The sequence below is a fragment of the Bradyrhizobium sp. WSM3983 genome (assembly GCF_000473045.1).
Lineage (GTDB): Bacteria > Pseudomonadota > Alphaproteobacteria > Rhizobiales > Xanthobacteraceae > Bradyrhizobium.
The window spans coordinates 36,455-53,309 of record NZ_AXAY01000025.1 but is presented as its reverse complement, the minus strand read 5'-3'; the positions used below and the strand labels follow the sequence as shown (position 1 = coordinate 53,309).

Here is a 16,855-nt window from a genome sequence, read left to right as displayed (position 1 = left end):
GATGTACCGTCAACCGGCAGAGATTGGAAGGGACATCGCGAGACCGTCTGAGCCTAAATTCGCCTGTAATTTCAGGCGATGTCGTCATTCCGAGGACGGGGTGAGACCGGTTGAAATGGTCATGTGGTGCCGGCTGAGGGGATTGAACCCCCGACCTTCGGTTTACAAAACCGCTGCTCTACCGCTGAGCTAAGCCGGCGACGCTGGGAAGGCGGGGCAGGGCCCGGCGATCCGCCGAGGCTGTTCCCCGTTGCGCGCCGCAATACCAGACTTGGTTGGAAAGTGCCAGAACCCGCGCGGGGTCTCCTGGCATGAACAGGCGGCCCCTGGAGGCCGCCTGTTCTGCTGAGCTCGGCTAGATTGGCCTACTGGCAGAGGTGCTGCCGGCCATCTTCGCCTTTGAAGTGGGTTCCCGGCCTGCACACGATGCCGTTGCGGGCTGCGTAGGCGTCCCAATTGCCGTACCAGCCGGGTCCGCTGCGGTCGTAGCTCGCATAGGAATTGCCCCAGCCCTGGAACGGTGCGGAGGCGACCGCTGCCGCGGTGCCGACGGCGGCGCCGGCGACCGCGCCCGCTGTGTCGAGCGGCCAGAAGCCCGACTGGTCATTCACCTGCCGATGCGCCATGTGCCGGCGGCGATAGGCGCGATCGGTGGCGGGATAGCCGGCGCGAAGGTTCTGGCAATTCGGATCCTGGAAGGGCCCAGTGCAGCGGGCCGAATTGTCGGTCACGGTTTGCGCGTGGGCTGGTGCGGCAAGCGTGGACGCGACGATTGCGGCCAGGCCAAGAAGCTTCAGGCTCGTCATGGCATTTCCTCCATGTTGTTGAGACCTGTGCTAAGTGCGACATTCGGCGGTGGTTCCGCGGTTTCTCGGATGCGGGGTCACATCGACGTGAGCCCGCCCAGGATGTGCAGTCTGTGCCACGCAACCGTACGCGCGCCGGCCGCGTCTTTGCCTCCCGTTAACGCTTCGCTAGCGTGCCGAGCGGCATTTGAGCTGTTGTCGACCCTTGCGCGTTAGGCTTACTGGCATTTGGTGAGGGGTCCTTAACTCTCTGTCCGTCGTGATCGGATAGGTTGCAGGCTGGACAACCGGGATCCTTCCATGCGCGCTGTCGCGCTCGCAACCTTTCTGATCGGACTGCCCGCAACGGCCTTTGCCGGCGGCGGCTTCGATATCGTCGTGCCCGGCCGTCCCGGCGTGCCCATCATCATCAACAATATCGATGCGTCCTATAGCGTCGTCGAAGGTGTCTGGGGCCTGGGCAAGAACGTCCAGGTGCAGCCCACGATCTATGGCGGGCGCTATGTGGCCGAGCGGCAGCCCTCCGATGTCGGCCATTATTATCCGAGCATGGGCTTGCAGCCCGGCTATGGCCGGCTCGAGATCGAGCCGCCCGCAAATCGCAAATTGCCGAAGCCGGCCGAAAGCTATCATGAGACCTGGGGCGCGCAGTCCGCGCCGTTGCCGCCGCAGATGGATGTGCCCGTCAATCCGCCGCCGGTGATCCTCGCACCCGAGATCAACGACCATCCGCGGCGCCCTCGGCCACGGCCGCATGCAGCAATCCCCGGCAAGCCGCCGGGCTAAGAAACGTCAAAATCCAACAAAACGGAAATCAACAGGAGAGAGTAATGCGTCAGATGATTTCGGGACTGGTCGCGGCGGCTGCCGTGATGTTTGTGGGCAGCGCGCCGGCGATGGCCTGCGGCTTCAGCCCGTGCCAGCCGGTTGCGCCGGTCTATTCCGGCTGCAACACCGGCTGCGGTGGTTATGGCTACGGCTATGGTGCCAGCTATGGCTATGGCGGCGGCTATGAGCGCCTCGCCGAGCCGACCTCGCAATATTACTACGTCAACCAGGGCCCGACCTACACCGGTCCGGGCGCCTTCGCGCCGCATCCGACCTACCAGGAGGACGCGGTCGTCGCGCCCGCTAATTATGGCTACGGCTATGGCCGCGGCTATGGTTACGGCCACGGCTATGGTGCATCTGCCGTCGAAGCGCCAGCCGCCTACTATCACCGGCCGCACTATCGTCCGTATCGCTACGGCTATGGCCCGCGCTACGGCTATCTGCCGCGCACGCATTACGGCTACGGCCCGCGCTATGGCTACGCCCATCGCTATGCGCCGTATTACGGCGGCCATCGCGTGCTGCGCCGCTATTACTGATCTCTGATCGGTTGAACCAACGAAATGCCCGTCCGCGTGATGTGGACGGGCGCTTTCGTTTGTTAGCGCTTCATCAAGCCAAGCCGGCTCGCGCCGACATAGAGCGAGAGCACGGCAGCGTTGGAGACGTTGAGGCTCTTGATCTCGCCGGGCATGTCAAGCCGCGCCACGACGCTGCAGGTCTCGCGCGTCAATTGCCGCAGACCCTTGCCTTCGGCGCCGAGCACCAGCGCGAGCGGCTCGCGCAGCGTGACGTTCGAGAGGTCTTCGCTGCCTTCGCTGTCGAGGCCGACGGTCTGGAAGCCGAGTTCGTTCAGCTCGTTCAGGGCGCGGGCGAGATTCTGCACCGTGATCATCGGCACCAGCTCGAGCGCGCCGGAGGCGGCTTTTGCGAGCACGCCGGTTGCTTCCGGGCTGTGGCGCGCGGTGGTGACGATCGCCTTCACCGCGAACGCTGCGGCCGAGCGCAGGATGGCGCCGACATTGTGCGGATCGGTGATCTGGTCGAGCACCAGCACCATGCCTTCCTGCTCCAGAGCCTCGATATCCGGCGAGGGCAGGGGATCGGCTTCGGCGAGCAGGCCCTGATGCACGGCGTCCGGGGAGAGCAAGCGGTCGATCTCCTGGGGCCGGACGATCTCGGGTGAGACGCGGGTTTCGATGTTTTCGTCCGCTAGGCGCCGTGCGGCGTTCTCGGTCAGCGTCAGCTTGCGGATCCGTCGCTGCGGGTTGGCGAGCGCCATGGTGACGGTGTGCCAGCCATAGAGGATGACGGGCCCGTCGGCGTGCGAATCGCGTTCGCGCCAGGCCGACCGGCCGGCCGATTTCCCGGGCCTGTTGAAGGGCTTAGACCCGCTCCGGGCGCCTTTGGGGATGAATTTTCGATCCTTCATGGGCTCGCTTGTGTCACGGGTCCCGGAATATGGCAATTTGGGTGCCTCCAGGGGCCATTTTAGCTGTTCGCCTCGGTTGACTTTGCCCCACCCCTTCGCCCATAAACGCGCCCGGTCGCGCCCCCATCCGGGCTGTCGCGGCCTTCACGTTCCATGGCCGTCTTCGGTCCGCCGGCAAGGTCCGGCCCGATTGTGCTGCCGTCGAGCGGGGGAGTGTCCCGAGTGGCAAAGGGAGCTGACTGTAAATCAGCCGCCTCATGGCTTCGCAGGTTCGAGTCCTGCCTCCCCCACCAGCCTTCGCTCGCTTCGCGAGCTTCGGCTAGGCAAGCCAGCCAAGATGACCGTTGCGCGAAGCTGGCGAAGGCTGCCGCGCCGTAGCCCGAAGGGCGCAGGCGGGCTGTCGCGAAGCGCTAGCCCAGCATCTCCCTGACCATCGGCACCACCTTCCGCCCGTAGAGTTCGATGCTCCGCATCAGCTTCTCGTGCGGCAGCGGTCCCGCCGAATATTTCAGCTGAAACCGAGCAACACCAAGCGCCTTCGCTGTCTTGGCGATCTTGCGCGCGACTGTCTGAGGCGAGCCGACATAGAGCGAGCCGTGCTCGGCCTCGCTGACGAACTCGTCGCGGCCCATCGGCGGCCAGCCGCGCTCACGGCCGATGCGGTCCCGCATGGCCTTGTAGTCGGGCCACAGCTCCTCGCGGGCCTGTTCGTCGGTCTCGGCGACGTAACCGGGCGAGTGCACGCCGATCGGCTGCGCGGGGCGGTCGAACTCCTTGAAGGCGCGGTGATAGAGATCGACGTAGGGCGCGAAGCGCTCGGGAGCGCCGCCGATGATGGCGAGCATCAAGGGCAGGTCGTAGTGCGCGGCGCGCACCACCGATTGCGGGCTGCCGCCGACGCCGATCCAGGTTTTGAGCTGACCATTCTCGACCGGCGGATAGACCAGCTGGTCCTTCAGTGGCGGACGCAGCTTGCCCTGCCAGCTCACGGGCTTCTGCGACAGCAGTGCTGTGAACAGATCGAGCTTCTCCTCGAACAGCTCTTCGTATTTGCGGAGGTCGAAGCCGAACAGCGGAAATGATTCCGTGAACGAGCCGCGGCCGAGGATCACCTCGGCGCGTCCGTTGGAAAGCGCATCCAAGGTCGCAAAGCGCTGGAATACGCGGATCGGATCGTCAGAGCTCAGCACGGTCACGGCCGAGCCGAGATGGATGCGCTTGGTGCGCGACGCGATGGCCGCGAGCACGGTCTCGGGCGAGGAGATCGCAAAATCGGCACGGTGATGTTCGCCGAGCCCGATGAAGTCGAGTCCGAGCTCGTCGGCCAGCACCGCCTCGTCGACGACATTGCGGATCACCTGCGCATGCGGAAGCATGCTGCCGGTGGCGTCCTTGGTGACGTCGCCAAAAGTATCCAGTCCGAATTCGAGCGGTGCGGTCATCGATCAGGTCTCTGTGGGGAGGATCGACCAAATTTAATGGGCCGCGGCCAAGTGACAAGGCGGCTTCCGGAAATGCTCGGTTTCCGTTTGTGCGTCTACCGCCACATCCCCCGCATCCGCGCGCCGATGTCGATCTTCGGCCCCTGCGCCGCGGTGCGCGCCGCGCCCGCACCGGCCTTCGGCCAGGCGGTGCGCTCGAACAGATAGACCAGCTGCTCCGGGATGAAGCGGGTGCGCGAGGCGTAGACGTGGCGGTCGCCCTTGGCAGCCTGGCCGTGGACGAAGAAGCGCTGCGGCACGACGAGATGCAGATTGTCCTTGGCGCGCGTCATCGCGACATAGAGCAGGCGGCGCTCCTCCTCGAGCTCGGCGCTGGTGCCGGCGCCGAGATCGGAGGGCATGCAGCCGTCGACGACGTTGAGCACGTACACCGACTTCCACTCCTGCCCCTTGGCGGAATGGATGGTGGAGAGGATCAGATAGTCCTCGTCGCGCAGCGGCGGTCCGGATTTGTTACTGGTCGCATCCGGCGGATCGAGCGTGAGCTCGGTCAAAAATTTCTCGCGCGAGGCATAGCCGCTTGCGATCTGCTCGAGCTGCATCAGATCGGCGCGGCGCGTCTCGGAATCTTCGTGCAGGCGATCGAGATGCGGCTCGTACCACAGCCGCACGCGCTCGAGATCTGCAGGCCATTCTGAATAGCGCAAATTCTCGACGGTGCGGACGAAGCCAGTCCAGTCCGCACCGGTGCGCGGCGGCCCCGCAAGCTGGCCGAGCGCGTGCAGGGGGTCGATGCTCTCGGCCATCTGGTCCAGCACGCGCTGTGCGGTGGCGGGACCGATGCCCGGCAGCAGATGCAGGATGCGAAAACCAGCGACGCGGTCGCGCGGGTTCTCGGCAAAGCGCAGCAGCGCCAGCACGTCCTTGACATGCGCGGCGTCGAGAAATTTCAGCCCGCCGAATTTCACGAACGGGATGTTGCGGCGGGTCAGCTCGATTTCCAGCGGGCCGGAATGCGAGGACGTCCGGAACAGCACTGCCTGGTGCTTGAGCAGCGCGCCTTGCTCGCGATTGGCCAGCACCTGCTCGACGATGTAGCACGCCTGGTCGGCCTCGTTGTGCACGGTGACGAGCTGCGGCTTCTGCGACCCGGTGCGGTCGGTCCAGAGATTTTTGGTGAAGCGCTCGCGCGCAAGGCCAATGACGCCGTTGGCCGCCGCAAGCACGGGTTGGGTCGAGCGATAGTTGCGGTCGAGCGTGATCATTTCCGCGCGCGGCGAAAAACTCTGCGGGAAGTCCAGGATGTTGCGCACGGTGGCGGCGCGGAACGAATAGATCGACTGCGCATCGTCGCCGACGACAGTGAGCCCGCGTCCATCAGGCTTCAGCGCCAGCAGGATCGAGGATTGCAGGCGGTTGGTGTCCTGATATTCGTCGACCAGCACGTGATCGAAGCGGCCGCCGATCTCGTCGGCGATCAGCACGTCGCTCATCATCTGCGACCAGTAGAGCAGCAGATCGTCGTAATCGAGCACGTGCTGGGCCTGCTTGGCCTCGACGTAAGCGGCAAACAGCCCCTTCAGTTCGGCGGCCCAGCCGGCGCACCAGGGATAATGCTGGCCGAGGATCTTCTCGATCTCCATCTCGGCATTGACGCAGCGCGAATAGATCGACAGGCAGGTGCCCTTGGCCGGAAAGCGGCTCTCCGTCTTCGACAACCCGCGTTCGTGCCGGACCAGATTCATCAGGTCGGCGGAATCCTCGCGGTCGTGGATGGTGAAGGCGGGATCAACGCCGATCCGCTCGGCATATTCGCGCAACAGCCGCGCGCCGATGCCGTGGAAGGTGCCGGCCCAGGTGAGCGCGTCGCGCATGATCGCGGCGTTGTTCTCGCCCAGCACCTTTCGGGCGATGCGCTCGACGCGTCCGGCCATCTCGGCCGCGGCGCGGCGCGAGAACGTCATCAGCAGGATGCGGCGGGGATCGGCGCCCGCGACGATCAGATGCGCGACGCGGTGAGCGAGCGTATTGGTCTTGCCGGAGCCCGCACCGGCAATGACGAGCAGGGGGGCGCCCACGGTCGCGCCATCGGCCACGCCATGCTCCACGGCGCGGCGCTGCTCCGCATTGAGCGTGTCCAGATAGGTTGTCACGAATCGCCCCGGTGAAGCCTGCAGAATCAACGATCCGCGCGCGAATCGCAATGCGGCTGGACGGAACTCCAATTAACACCTAGGGAAAAGATGGCCCAAAGTTCCAGCCCGAAAAAGCGCGCACCCGGCATGACCGAGCTCAAGCCCGACCAGTTTGAGATGCGGCGGCTGGAATCGCTGAGCAACACCATCTTTGGTGTCGCCATGACGCTATTGGCCTACGACCTACCCAAAGCAGCAGTGTTCACCAGCGCGCCCGATTGGAGCGATCTCGCCCAGGCTTATTCCGGCAAGCTTGCGGGCTTTGCGCTCAGCTTCATCATCGCCGGCCTGTTCTGGATCAGCCATCACCGGCGGCTTGCGCGTCAGCCTGTCGGGAGCCGCGGCGCGGTGATCCTCAATCTGTTTTTCCTGCTCTCTATCGTGCTGCTGCCGGTGACCAACGGCCTGTACACCAACTACGACACGAGCAGTGCGGTAGCGGTGCTTTACGGCCTGCACCTGACCGCCATTGCAGGCCTCAATGCCTGGCTGTGGTGGACTATTTTGGGCGGCTGGCGGCGCGAGACCATGGCCTCGCTGTTTCCGCTGCTCGTGTTCATTCCGGGCACGATCGTTGCAGCATTCGCTCCGCGTGTCGCACCCTTCCTGTGGTTCATTGCCTTCGGTGGGCTTCTGATCCGGCGCTTCTATGGGACCCCGAGCGGGCCGGATGCGTAGACCCTATTTGTCCGACGGCGTCGCGCCGAACCCATCGGCGGGCACGTAAAGCTTGACCGGGCGGATCTCGTAGACCGCACTCGGATTGACCTCACGCAGCTTCCGCGCCGCCGCGATCGCCTCCTCATCCGTGTCGTATTCGACCAAGTGGAAGCCCAGTAGCTGCTCCTTGGTCTCGGCAAACGGTCCGTCCAGCACGATGCCGGCGCTGGGGCCACGCAAGGTGTGGGCCTTTCTTGTGTCATCCAGACGAGCGGCCGGCCCAAGGTGTCCGCTTGCCCTCAAGGGCGCCTGAACCTCGATGACCTTGGCCACGACGGCGGCGTCCTGTTCAGGCGTCCATTCCAAAAGCTCGTCTTCCACGTGATAGGCCAGGATCGCGTAAAGCATCTTCACCTCGCTTGCTTTCGGGCGCACAGCCCAAAGGACTTATGACCGCCGCCGGGACCGACAATCCCGGAGATTAGAATATTGCGTCGCGACTGTGCGACGAAACTGTCCTGAAACCCGATTGCCGCCCGGCGGGGTGAACGCCGGCCGAAGCCGAGGCGACTGATGGCCACAAGAATAGTTGAGGCTCATCGGAGGCGGCAATGTCGGGTCAGACCGTCAAGATCATCTGCGGTGCGCGGCGGGCAGGGAAGTCGGAGCCCGCCGATCTGCATGACCAGGCTGGCCATCACCGCTATTACGGCAGCTCGGTCGAGAGTGGCGGCGAGCGCATCGTCGAGAGCCGCCGCGGCAAGCGCCCGTCCGTGCTCGCCATCTTCGGCTTCTGAAGTCGGAGAAAAATCTTACAAAAGAAAAAGGCGCGGCGGGGAGACCCCGTCGCGCCCGATCTCTTGCTCGCTGGTCCAGGGCTGAGAGCGCCCCGATGCCAAGCCTCTATTCAAAGCCTAGCGGGCGATCCCAGCGAGGTGACAGCGCTTGGTAAAAGACACTGGATCACCTCCTTTCGTTGATTGCGGGAAATCTCAATATAGGTCGGAAGGCCGCCGCTGTTAAGGGCCGGCGGCGTGGGGCGGAACCGGCCTGTGCGCAACGGCCGGAAACCCGGCGAAAGCGGTCCCAGGGGCAGTTGAGACCGCCGCCCGGCCGTGTTAGGGAGCCGGTGTCGCGGGTGTAGCTCAATGGTAGAGCAGCAGCCTTCCAAGCTGAATACGAGGGTTCGATTCCCTTCACCCGCTCCAACCTTTTCAAAGACTTAGCGAGAGAGTCGGATTTCATTCTGACAAATGGGCTGCTTTACACGTTCTGCTGCTCGCTTTCCGATCGACTGTTTCGCGTCTCTCTTGAAACGCTGTGGTATTCCCCGTACTGCTCTAGACCGACTGAGGTGCGAGCTCATCAAAACCGAATATCTCGGTTTGGAGAAGAGGTGCTGAACGCGCGTGTGGAAATCGGCGACGATGGCGTAAAAATAGGAAAGGTCGAACACAAGCGAAGAGACGATCAGTCGACGGTAGCGTTCTGCGACGTGATCTGCACCTCGGTCTCGGGATTGAAGTTGAGCCGCTTGGATTTGACCAATCGCTCAAACTAGGCTCGGGACATCGACCAATAACTGAAGGTTACAAGTTCAAATCCTGTTCCCGCAACCACGCTCCTTTGCGAAGCCGCACGCCTGTCTACGATGCCGTGCTCATTCAGGCGCGCTCGAAGGCGCGACCGGTGCGAACGCATGCGCGTTCTTCTGCACGAATTCCCGAACGCTCATCGGACGCATGCCGGTCAGCCTTTCGACATCATTGCTGAACCGATCGTACCGGTTGTCCTGATGTAGCCCCGCCATGGTCGCCACGTGCGCAACGACATGCGGCGGCATTCCGAAGGCGGCGAGTTGCCCCTTCATGACCTCAAGTGGAACGTTGACGTACGAGATCGTGCGACCAAGCGCGGCCGAGAACTCGCGTGCAACCGCGTCCATGTCCTGCGAAACCGGGCCGGTCAGATGGTAGATTTGGCCGATATGCTCGGCGGGTTCACTCAAGATCTCGGCGATCACCCGAGCGACATCGGCTGCAGCGATGGCTGAGTTCTTGCCCCTTCCAAAGGGTGCCATGATCTTGTCCTGCATGGAGATGGTTTTCGCGGTTTGAAGCAATAGCCCTTCCATGATGGCCGTTGGGCGTACTTCCACCACCGGCAGCCCGGACCACGATAATATCTGCTCCGCCAACCAATGCTGCTTTTGCTGTGGGCTGGGGGTCGTATTGAAGATGTCCATCTCGTTGACGGTCATCTGGGAGAGATTGACGAATGCCTTTACGCCATAGTGCTTCGCGACGACGGCGACGTTGACAGCCGCTTCGAGATACGTCGGCGCGACCGACATTGCGAAGGAGACGTTCGCACCCCTCAATCGCCCGATGTACCGCCGTAAGATCGAGCAGATCACCAACCACGACTTCTGCACCGAGGGCGCGCAACCTTGTGGCCCGCTCGTCGTCCACACGAACCTGCGCCCGTACCCGGAATCCACGGGCGAGAAGCAGCTCCGTCACGGAGCGGCCCACCGAGCCGATCCGTCCAGCCGCCCCGGTCACGAGAATCGGACGTTCATGTCGTGCCTTGCTCATCATTCGCCTCACTCAGAATGACCATGCCTTGCCGCACACGTATCCGCCTTGCCGCCGGTCGATCGGCAGGAGGACTTCGTCCCCGTCATCCCCTGAGGAAGGCCAGCAGGTCTGCGTTCACTTGATCGGCGTGGGTGACGCACATGCCATGTGGAGCACCGGCATATTCCTTCAGGCTCGCGTTTGGCAGGATCTTCACCGAACGCCGGGAGGCGATGTCGATAGGAACGATCTGATCGTCATTACCCTGCAGCAGCAGAGTTGGGATCGTCATCTTCTTGAGATCATCCGTGAAATCGGTCTCGGAGAAGGCCTTGATACAATCATACTCGCCTTGGAGGCTCCCCATCATGCCCTGAAGCCAGAAAGAGTCGATCTGGCCTTGCGAAACCTTTGCGTTGGGACGGTTATAGCCAAAGAACGGCATCGCCAATTCCTTGAAGAACCCCGCCCGATCGGCGACCACGCTTGAGCGCAGGCCGTCGAAGACGCTCATGGGCGCACTGTTGGGGTTAGTTGGCGTCTGCGCCATGTGTGGAGGCACCGCGGAAATCAGGACTGCTTTCGACACACGTGATGTGCCATGGCGGCCGACATAGCGCGCCACCTCGCCTCCACCGGTCGAGTGGCCGATCATCGTCACGTCCTTGACGCCGAGCATCTCGAACAGCGTGGCGAGATCGTCGGCATAAGTGTCCATGTCGTTGCCGGTCCACGTTTGATCCGATCGACCGTGGCTGCGTCGATCATGGGCGATGACGCGGTAGCCGTGGTTGGCCAGGAACAGCATCTGGGCGTCCCAGGCGTCTGCGGTGAGCGGCCAGCCATGGGAGAAGGTCACGACCGGACCGGCGCCCCAGTCCTTGAAGTAGATCTTCGCGCCGTCTTTCATTGTCGCCGTCGTCATGAGCTTTGATCCTTTGTGAGCAGGTTGGTGGGCTGGCGGCTCGGCGACCTTCATCGCGTCCGCTAGCGCCGCTTTCGGGAGCCCGAGCGCGGCGACGAGACCACCGCCAGTGAGAAGGAGGTGCCGGCGTGAAGTCATGAGATTGCTGCCATTGCCGGACGCGAGCCGATTTCTTCCAGCCGATCGGCCGGGTTGACAGGTTCCAGCGCCGGATGCGCGCTGCGCTCATGCACATGGGACTTCGGCCTGCGGTCGATCAGGAGGCTGAGCAGCTCCGGGCGGCTGTAGTGACCGCGCGAGTCCATCAGGCGCTTGCGCTTTTCGATAGCCCAGAAATCGAGATCGGCGATGACCTCGCCTTCGCCCGATCGCAGCGGCGCACCCATCAATGCGCCCTCTGGAGAGACGATCGCGGTGAAGCAGCCGCTAGAGATCGGCTCGATGCTGCTGCCGGTATCCTTCATGATCCGGGCTTGCTGCTCCGCGTTCAGCCAGGCGGTCGCACAGACCACGAAACACCCGGCCTCCAGTGCGTGCTGGCGGATATTGACCGAAATTTGCTCGGAGAAACCGTCACCCGCGAACGAGCCAGGATACATAGCCGAGTGAATCTGCTCGCCGTCGGCCATCAAGGCGTAGCGGGCTAGAGGGTTGTAATGCTCCCAGCAGGCCAGTTGACCGATGCGTCCTACGGCGCTGTCGACACAGCGCAGGCCAGAGCCATCGCCCTGACCCCAGACCATGCGCTCATGATAGGTCGGAGAAATCTTGCGGCGGTGCTGGATGAGTGTGCCTTCTGCATCGAACAGGAGTTGCGCGTTGTAGATCGTGCCGCCATCACGTTCGTTGACGCCGACCGAGACGACCATGCCGGCTTGCTTGGCGGCATCGCCTATAGCTTTGGTGGCGTCGGACGGCACGGTCACCGTCTGATCGAGCAACTTGTAGTGCTCCGCGCCCATCAGGTAGGGCGCTTCGACGAAGGAAAAATAGGGGTAGTAGGGAATGACCGTTTCCGGGAAGGTCGCGAACTGGACGCCTTGGCGCCCGAGCTCGAGAATCTTCTTGACGACTTTGCCAACGGTGCCTTCCCGGCTGTAGAGAATGGGACTGATCTGCACGGCTGCGGCTTTGACAACAGGCATCCTGACGGGTCCTTCCTGGCGGGTTGTTGATGTAACCTTTGGTCCGCGCGACGCGCCTTCACCATGCCCAGTCGGCTTCGATCGGTTGGCGATAGAACTACCAAGGTCACAACGAGGCCCGCGGGTCGCATTACGAACGCGGAGGTTCCGCGATGAGCATCGCAAGCGGCGCAAGCGGCCCGAGCGCGATCAGCTCGAATTCCATCATTCCGGCGACGCCGAGTGGAAGCTTCTCCAGGAGTTCGTGCGCCTCCGCTGTGCTGGTGGCGTTCACGATGAAGACAACGCCGCGGCCCTCTGTCTGAGAGAACCACTGCTCGATTTTTCCAGCGAGATGATTGCGAACCGTTGCGCGAACCTCGTGGGGGCGGACCGAGGCGATCGCCTCGGCTGTGCCCTTCGCAGTGACAGAGCCGATCGCCAGGATCTTGGTTGTCGGAGCGACAACCGCGGCGAGCGCGGGCAATATCTCAGCATGGACGCGCGCGTTCTTGACTTCAGGCATTTTGCTATTTCTCTCGGCCCGCGGGTCGCATTACGAACGCGGAGGTTCGCCGATGAGCATAGCGAGAGGCGCGAGCGGCCCGAGAGCAATCAGCTCGAATTCCATCATGCCGGCCACGCCCAGAGGAAGTTTCTCCAGGAGTTCGTGGGCCTCTGCGGTGCTTTTGGCGTTGACGATAAAGACAACGCCGTAGCCCTCCGTCTGGAAGAACCACTGCTCGATCTTGCCGGCGAGATGATTGCGAACCGTGGCGCGGACTTCGTGAGGCAGGATAGGGGCGATCGCCTCGGGCGTGCCCTTCGCTGTGACCGAGCCGATGGCCAGGATCTTGGTTGTTGGACCAACGACGGCGGCAAGCGCGGGCAGTATCTCAGCGTGGACGCGTGGATTCTTGTTGTCGGGCATTTCGCTGTTTCCTTTTGTTGAACTAGTTCTTGGCCGCTGCCAACTACTTCGCAGGCTCAGTCAAAAGCACGCGGAGTGGACCGATCGGGCCGAGTGGGATGATCTGGAACTCCATCAACCCCGCCTGACCGAAGGGAAACCTGCCCAGCAGTTCCAGAGCCTCCTTCGGATCGGTGACATTCATCATGAACACCACCCCGCTCTGGTCCTGCTTGAGGTACCACTGGTCAATTTTCCCAGCGAGATAGAGCCGTACGGTGTCGCGCACTTCAGCAGGCAGGAGCGGTTTCCATTGGTCCGGCGAACCCTTGGCTGTGAAAGTGCCAATCGCGAGCAATTTGGTCGTCGGGACATCGAGGCTCGATGATGGTGGCATCGATTGAGCGAACGAAGCGGTCGGGCTGATCACCGCCAGTACCGTGACGAGGCCAACGACGCGAGCGAGCTTGGTCAAGCGGCGTACGCGAACGGTGAGCTTGTCGAGCGCGCGCGGGCTCATGACAGCATCGCCTTCGCTACTTGCGCGGGCTCATCGGCCTGCAGCCAATGGCCCGCCGGTATGACGGTGAGGGACGCATTTTTGAGCTGAGATTGACGCCGCTCGGCCATGGCGACGGGGAAGTAGGGGTCGTATTGTCCCCAGATCAGCTTGACCGGAATATCGAGCGTCTTGAGCGCGGTCAGATGCTTGGCGTTTCGGGCGTGTTCATCGAAGAATTCCGCCGCCAACTGCACGAAGGCAGGACCGGCGCCGGGTTGGGCGATGAAGTTGTCGCTGATCAGCGGACCGATGAACGCGCTGAAATGGGGTCTTTGCGCCTCAGGCAAGGGGTCCAGGAATTTCTTCTGCTGCCATTTCAGCAGCCAGCCAAACTGTTCGGGGCTCTGGGCGATCGCTATTGCAAGGGCCTGCATGCTCCGAGTCGCAAAGAGCGTGATCATCTCGGGCCAAAGAACCGTGGAGTCCTCGCTATAGGCCGAGTTGAGCATGATCGCGGAGTCGAAGCCTCCCGGATGGGCGAGCGCGTAGTTGAGCGTCGCCATCCCGGAGGAATCGTGAGCCACCGGAACGATCTTTCCCAGGCCCAGCCCCCCGACGACCGCTTCAAGGTCGCCCAGTTGCTGCCTAAAGCTATAGACAGCGCCGGCGGGCTTGTCCGAGGCGCCGAAGCCCAGGAAATCGAACGTCACCACGCGCCGGCCGCTGGCGACCAGGAACGGGATCAGGTCATCCCAGATATGCAGGTTGTCAGGGAAGCCGTGCATGAGCACGAAGGCCGGGCCAGAACCCGCATAATCCCGAGCGTAGACTTTTCCTTCGCCCCTGGAAATGCGATGCTCGACGAAGGCGGCGTGATCGGAAGACATGCATCATCCTTTCTTCCTCACGGAAGCGCTGACATGGGGGTCGCTTGGCGGCGAGGAGCCAGTGCGAGATTTGTTGCTCGGACTCTAGCGATTACGGCGGGGCTGACGTAGGTCGTTCTTGCCACCATTCGTGCCACAGGAGCGAAAATGCATCGGGTCGGTTTCATCGTGCCGCAACGGTTTCAGTTGATGAGCCTTGCGGCGCTGACGGCGTTCGAGATCGTGAACCTGCCCCCGGCTGACCAGCGCTACGACATCCATTTGTTGTCAAGACATGGCGGTCCGGTTCGGTCTTCCTCAGGAATGATGCTGGAAACCGAGGCGTTCGGAGATCCCGCCTTCGACACGGTCATCGTGGGTTCGATCACCGAGATGGACATGCCTTCTTCCGATGCGAATACGATCGCGTTCGTGCAGGAAGCCGCCAAGGCGTCGAGGCGGGTCGCCTCGATCTGCAGCGGAGCGTTTGTACTGGCTGAAGCGGGCCTCCTGAGTGGTCGACGCGCGACGATGCACTGGGCCCATGCAGCTAGCTTCAGGGCTCGGTTTCCGGATGTCAGGGCGGAGGAGGACCGGATCTTCATCAATGACGGTCCGATCTGGACGTCAGCGGGAATGACCGCGGGGATCGACCTCGTACTGGCGTTGATCGATAATGATCTCGGTCCCGAAGCCGCGAAAATGGTCGCCAGACTTCTGGTCATGAACCAGCGGCGGATGGGGGGACAAAAACAGCATTCCGCACTCCTTGACATGACGCCGAAGTCCGATCGCATCGAATTGGTCTTGGCGCACATCCGTCAAAATTTGCGGAACCCATTGACGATCGAAGAGCTTGCGGCGGTCGCCAACCTGAGCCCCCGCCAGTTCAGCCGTGCCTTTCTAACCGAAACCGGCCAGTCTCCAGCAAAAGCCGTGGAGCGGCTTCGGCTGGAGGCCGCCAGGTTCATGATCGAAGAGGGACGGCACACGGTCAATGTTGTGGCGCAGGAAACAGGATTCGTGGACCGCGAACGCATGCGTCGCGCGTTCCTCCGGACCTTCGGCGTGCCACCGGAGATATTGCGGAGAAACGCTCGACGGGAGGCGGAGGCGGCTGCCTGACTTCGGGCTGTCAAGAAATTTAGGCTTTTGAGCCAAGCACTCAACGTGGCGCCGAACGCCGCTCTCGGTCATCCGGCTCGCACGTGAGCATCCGGGTTCGACATCAAATCATGCCTCCTAGATGACACCCACCGGGCTATTATCAACATTTCCGACACTAGGAGGCAGCCATGCATAGGGTAGGCCTTATCGTCCCGCGCGGCTTCCAGCTCTTGAGCCTTGCTCCCCTGACGGCATTCGAAATGACGGGGTTCGGACTTGCAAAGCCGCCCCCGGCCGATTCTCACTATGAACTTCATCTGTTGTCGGAACACGGCGGTCCCATTCGATCCTCTTGTGGTTTGACAGTTGAAACTGAAGCATTCGACGATCCGGCTTTTGATACAATTATTGTCGGCGCGGTCACCGCGTTCGAAATGGCTCCATCGAGCGCAAATCTGATCGCCTTTGTGCAAGAAGCCGCCAAGGTATCAAGGCGCACTGCTTCATTTTGCAATGGGGCGTTTGTTCTCGCCGAAGCCGGACTTCTCAATGGTCGCCGTGCGACGACGCATTGGATCCAAGCGACAAGTTTCAGGGCTCGGTTTCCGAATGTCAGGATGGAGGAGGATCGGATCTATATCAATGACGGTCCGATCTGGACGTCAGCTGGAATGACCGCAGGAATCGATCTCGTTCTGGCGATGATCGATAGGGACCTGGGTCCCGAAGTTGCGAAAGTAGCTGCCAAGCTTATGGTCATTAATCAACGTCGGATGGGCGGACAAACGCAGCATTCCGCACTCCTCGACTTGACGCCGAGATCCGATCGGATGGAGTTGGTCGTGGCGCACATCCGCCAAAATCTGCGGAGCGCGCTCTCGGTCGAGGAGCTTGCAGCCATCGCCAACCTCAGCCCTCGTCAGTTCAGCCGCGCGTTTCTCGCCGAGACTGGCCAGTCACCGGCAAGAGCGGTCGAGCGGCTCCGGCTGGAAGCTGCCAGGTTCATGATCGAGGAAGGGCGGCACTCGGTTAAAGTGGTCGCGCAGGAAACCGGCTTTGCGGACCGCGAACGCATGCGCCGTGCGTTCCTGCGGACCTTCGGCCTGCCCGCGGAGGCGTTGCGGAGGAACGCTCGACAGGCAGCGGTGGCGACTGCCTGACTTTGGCCTGGCCACGATTTCCGGCCAAGATTGGCATCAGCGGAGCGCATTCTCTTTGGAGATAAGCCGCCAGCAACCCCATTAAGCAGCAAGCTTGGGAATTGACCGTTCGACCGATTGCAAGAATCGGGTGTTGCGTGTCCCCGCTTTGAACCGATTGGTACGATGGAGCCGAATGTTCTGCGACCATGGGCCGGCGACCGCCATTCTGACAAAGAGAAATTCTGTAATGATCTCAATGGGACAAAAACACCGAAAATGTCAGAGCGGCCTTTGAAAACACGACAAGATTTCCCGACTTCCAAGCTGAATACGA

17 protein-coding genes, 3 tRNA genes and 1 pseudogene are annotated in these 16,855 nt (G+C 62.2%); 8 read left to right on the top strand and 13 right to left on the bottom strand.

What is annotated here, in order from left to right:
- Positions 1 to 124: 124 nt before the first annotated feature.
- A tRNA-Thr gene (locus YUA_RS0128685) sits at positions 125 to 199 on the bottom strand.
- A 166-nt stretch (positions 200 to 365) separates the two neighbouring features.
- Complete coding sequence (locus tag YUA_RS0128680) at positions 366 to 806, bottom strand: hypothetical protein (RefSeq protein WP_027533795.1); 441 nt, start codon at positions 804 to 806, stop codon at positions 366 to 368.
- A 300-nt stretch (positions 807 to 1,106) separates the two neighbouring features.
- Between YUA_RS0128680 and YUA_RS0128675 the strand changes: the two genes are divergently transcribed.
- Both YUA_RS0128675 and YUA_RS0128670 read left to right on the top strand, forming a co-directional pair.
- Positions 1,107 to 1,592, top strand: coding sequence for a hypothetical protein (locus YUA_RS0128675; RefSeq protein WP_027533794.1), 486 nt, complete (start codon positions 1,107 to 1,109; stop codon positions 1,590 to 1,592).
- Between the two features lie 44 nt (positions 1,593 to 1,636).
- The gene (locus YUA_RS0128670) at positions 1,637 to 2,176 is read left to right on the top strand and encodes a hypothetical protein (RefSeq protein WP_027533793.1); all 540 of its coding nucleotides are present in this window, start codon (positions 1,637 to 1,639) and stop codon (positions 2,174 to 2,176) included.
- A gap of 62 nt (positions 2,177 to 2,238) precedes the next feature.
- Here YUA_RS0128670 and rlmB read toward each other — a convergent pair whose 3' ends face one another.
- Positions 2,239 to 3,069 (bottom strand): 23S rRNA (guanosine(2251)-2'-O)-methyltransferase RlmB, encoded by an 831-nt coding sequence (rlmB, locus tag YUA_RS0128665; protein ID WP_027533792.1) that lies wholly within the window; start codon positions 3,067 to 3,069, stop codon positions 2,239 to 2,241.
- 207 nt (positions 3,070 to 3,276) lie between these two features.
- Between rlmB and YUA_RS0128660 the strand changes: the two genes are divergently transcribed.
- Positions 3,277 to 3,362 (top strand) — tRNA-Tyr (locus tag YUA_RS0128660).
- Between the two features lie 117 nt (positions 3,363 to 3,479).
- Here the strand turns inward: YUA_RS0128660 and YUA_RS0128655 are convergent.
- Positions 3,480 to 4,511 carry an LLM class flavin-dependent oxidoreductase gene (locus YUA_RS0128655; protein WP_027533791.1) on the bottom strand — a complete coding sequence of 344 codons (1,032 nt, stop codon included), beginning with the start codon at positions 4,509 to 4,511 and terminating at the stop codon, positions 3,480 to 3,482.
- A gap of 95 nt (positions 4,512 to 4,606) precedes the next feature.
- Entirely contained in the window at positions 4,607 to 6,664 is a 2,058-nt protein-coding gene (locus YUA_RS0128650; protein ID WP_027533790.1) for an ATP-dependent helicase, read from the bottom strand.
- A 129-nt stretch (positions 6,665 to 6,793) separates the two neighbouring features.
- On the opposite strand from YUA_RS0128650, the gene YUA_RS0128645 reads away from it, so the two are divergent.
- Positions 6,794 to 7,384, top strand: a complete 591-nt coding sequence (locus YUA_RS0128645; protein ID WP_027533789.1) for a TMEM175 family protein — start codon at positions 6,794 to 6,796, stop codon at positions 7,382 to 7,384.
- A gap of 3 nt (positions 7,385 to 7,387) precedes the next feature.
- Here YUA_RS0128645 and YUA_RS0128640 read toward each other — a convergent pair whose 3' ends face one another.
- The gene (locus tag YUA_RS0128640) at positions 7,388 to 7,774 is read right to left on the bottom strand and encodes a YciI family protein (protein WP_027533788.1); all 387 of its coding nucleotides are present in this window, start codon (positions 7,772 to 7,774) and stop codon (positions 7,388 to 7,390) included.
- Positions 7,775 to 7,977: 203 nt separating this feature from the next.
- On the opposite strand from YUA_RS0128640, the gene YUA_RS0128635 reads away from it, so the two are divergent.
- Both YUA_RS0128635 and YUA_RS0128630 read left to right on the top strand, forming a co-directional pair.
- Positions 7,978 to 8,163 (top strand): hypothetical protein, encoded by a 186-nt coding sequence (locus tag YUA_RS0128635; RefSeq protein ID WP_027533787.1) that lies wholly within the window; start codon positions 7,978 to 7,980, stop codon positions 8,161 to 8,163.
- A gap of 337 nt (positions 8,164 to 8,500) precedes the next feature.
- A tRNA-Gly gene (locus tag YUA_RS0128630) sits at positions 8,501 to 8,574 on the top strand.
- Positions 8,575 to 9,026: 452 nt separating this feature from the next.
- Here the strand turns inward: YUA_RS0128630 and YUA_RS45295 are convergent.
- The 7 genes and pseudogenes from YUA_RS45295 to YUA_RS0128595 form a co-directional block, all read right to left on the bottom strand.
- A pseudogene (locus YUA_RS45295) lies at positions 9,027 to 9,963 on the bottom strand (NAD(P)H-binding protein).
- A gap of 85 nt (positions 9,964 to 10,048) precedes the next feature.
- Positions 10,049 to 10,870 (bottom strand): alpha/beta fold hydrolase, encoded by an 822-nt coding sequence (locus YUA_RS0128620; protein WP_027533786.1) that lies wholly within the window; start codon positions 10,868 to 10,870, stop codon positions 10,049 to 10,051.
- A gap of 134 nt (positions 10,871 to 11,004) precedes the next feature.
- A complete protein-coding gene (locus YUA_RS0128615; RefSeq protein WP_027533785.1) occupies positions 11,005 to 12,015 on the bottom strand; it encodes a nitrilase-related carbon-nitrogen hydrolase in 1,011 nt (336 codons plus the stop codon).
- Positions 12,016 to 12,145: 130 nt separating this feature from the next.
- On the bottom strand, positions 12,146 to 12,520 hold the full coding sequence (locus YUA_RS0128610; RefSeq protein ID WP_027533784.1) for an AIR synthase-related protein: 375 nt from the start codon (positions 12,518 to 12,520) through the stop codon (positions 12,146 to 12,148).
- A gap of 30 nt (positions 12,521 to 12,550) precedes the next feature.
- Positions 12,551 to 12,925 (bottom strand): hypothetical protein, encoded by a 375-nt coding sequence (locus YUA_RS0128605; protein WP_027533783.1) that lies wholly within the window; start codon positions 12,923 to 12,925, stop codon positions 12,551 to 12,553.
- A 43-nt stretch (positions 12,926 to 12,968) separates the two neighbouring features.
- A complete protein-coding gene (locus YUA_RS0128600; protein ID WP_027533782.1) occupies positions 12,969 to 13,424 on the bottom strand; it encodes a hypothetical protein in 456 nt (151 codons plus the stop codon).
- Positions 13,421 to 14,293 (bottom strand): alpha/beta fold hydrolase, encoded by an 873-nt coding sequence (locus YUA_RS0128595; RefSeq protein WP_027533781.1) that lies wholly within the window; start codon positions 14,291 to 14,293, stop codon positions 13,421 to 13,423. Before YUA_RS0128595 ends, YUA_RS0128600 begins: the two co-directional genes overlap by 4 nt.
- Positions 14,294 to 14,440: 147 nt before the next feature.
- Between YUA_RS0128595 and YUA_RS0128590 the strand changes: the two genes are divergently transcribed.
- Both YUA_RS0128590 and YUA_RS0128585 read left to right on the top strand, forming a co-directional pair.
- Positions 14,441 to 15,397 (top strand): GlxA family transcriptional regulator, encoded by a 957-nt coding sequence (locus YUA_RS0128590; protein ID WP_027533780.1) that lies wholly within the window; start codon positions 14,441 to 14,443, stop codon positions 15,395 to 15,397.
- A gap of 170 nt (positions 15,398 to 15,567) precedes the next feature.
- A complete protein-coding gene (locus YUA_RS0128585; RefSeq protein WP_027533779.1) occupies positions 15,568 to 16,539 on the top strand; it encodes a GlxA family transcriptional regulator in 972 nt (323 codons plus the stop codon).
- Positions 16,540 to 16,855 lie beyond the last annotated feature (316 nt).

Excerpts from the sequence above, each read along its gene's own strand:
- YUA_RS0128680 (WP_027533795.1), bottom strand. The coding sequence starts at position 806 with ATGACGAGCCTGAAGCTTCTTGGCCTGGCCGCAATCGTCGCGTCCACG.
- YUA_RS0128675 (WP_027533794.1), top strand. The coding sequence starts at position 1,107 with ATGCGCGCTGTCGCGCTCGCAACCTTTCTGATCGGACTGCCCGCAACG.
- YUA_RS0128670 (WP_027533793.1), top strand. The coding sequence starts at position 1,637 with ATGCGTCAGATGATTTCGGGACTGGTCGCGGCGGCTGCCGTGATGTTT.
- rlmB (WP_027533792.1), bottom strand. The coding sequence starts at position 3,069 with ATGAAGGATCGAAAATTCATCCCCAAAGGCGCCCGGAGCGGGTCTAAG.
- YUA_RS0128655 (WP_027533791.1), bottom strand. The coding sequence starts at position 4,511 with ATGACCGCACCGCTCGAATTCGGACTGGATACTTTTGGCGACGTCACC.
- YUA_RS0128645 (WP_027533789.1), top strand. The coding sequence starts at position 6,794 with ATGACCGAGCTCAAGCCCGACCAGTTTGAGATGCGGCGGCTGGAATCG.
- YUA_RS0128640 (WP_027533788.1), bottom strand. The coding sequence starts at position 7,774 with ATGCTTTACGCGATCCTGGCCTATCACGTGGAAGACGAGCTTTTGGAA.
- YUA_RS0128635 (WP_027533787.1), top strand. The coding sequence starts at position 7,978 with ATGTCGGGTCAGACCGTCAAGATCATCTGCGGTGCGCGGCGGGCAGGG.
- YUA_RS0128620 (WP_027533786.1), bottom strand. The coding sequence starts at position 10,870 with ATGACGACGGCGACAATGAAAGACGGCGCGAAGATCTACTTCAAGGAC.
- YUA_RS0128615 (WP_027533785.1), bottom strand. The coding sequence starts at position 12,015 with ATGCCTGTTGTCAAAGCCGCAGCCGTGCAGATCAGTCCCATTCTCTAC.
- YUA_RS0128610 (WP_027533784.1), bottom strand. The coding sequence starts at position 12,520 with ATGCCTGAAGTCAAGAACGCGCGCGTCCATGCTGAGATATTGCCCGCG.
- YUA_RS0128605 (WP_027533783.1), bottom strand. The coding sequence starts at position 12,925 with ATGCCCGACAACAAGAATCCACGCGTCCACGCTGAGATACTGCCCGCG.
- YUA_RS0128600 (WP_027533782.1), bottom strand. The coding sequence starts at position 13,424 with ATGAGCCCGCGCGCGCTCGACAAGCTCACCGTTCGCGTACGCCGCTTG.
- YUA_RS0128595 (WP_027533781.1), bottom strand. The coding sequence starts at position 14,293 with ATGTCTTCCGATCACGCCGCCTTCGTCGAGCATCGCATTTCCAGGGGC.
- YUA_RS0128590 (WP_027533780.1), top strand. The coding sequence starts at position 14,441 with ATGCATCGGGTCGGTTTCATCGTGCCGCAACGGTTTCAGTTGATGAGC.
- YUA_RS0128585 (WP_027533779.1), top strand. The coding sequence starts at position 15,568 with ATGCATAGGGTAGGCCTTATCGTCCCGCGCGGCTTCCAGCTCTTGAGC.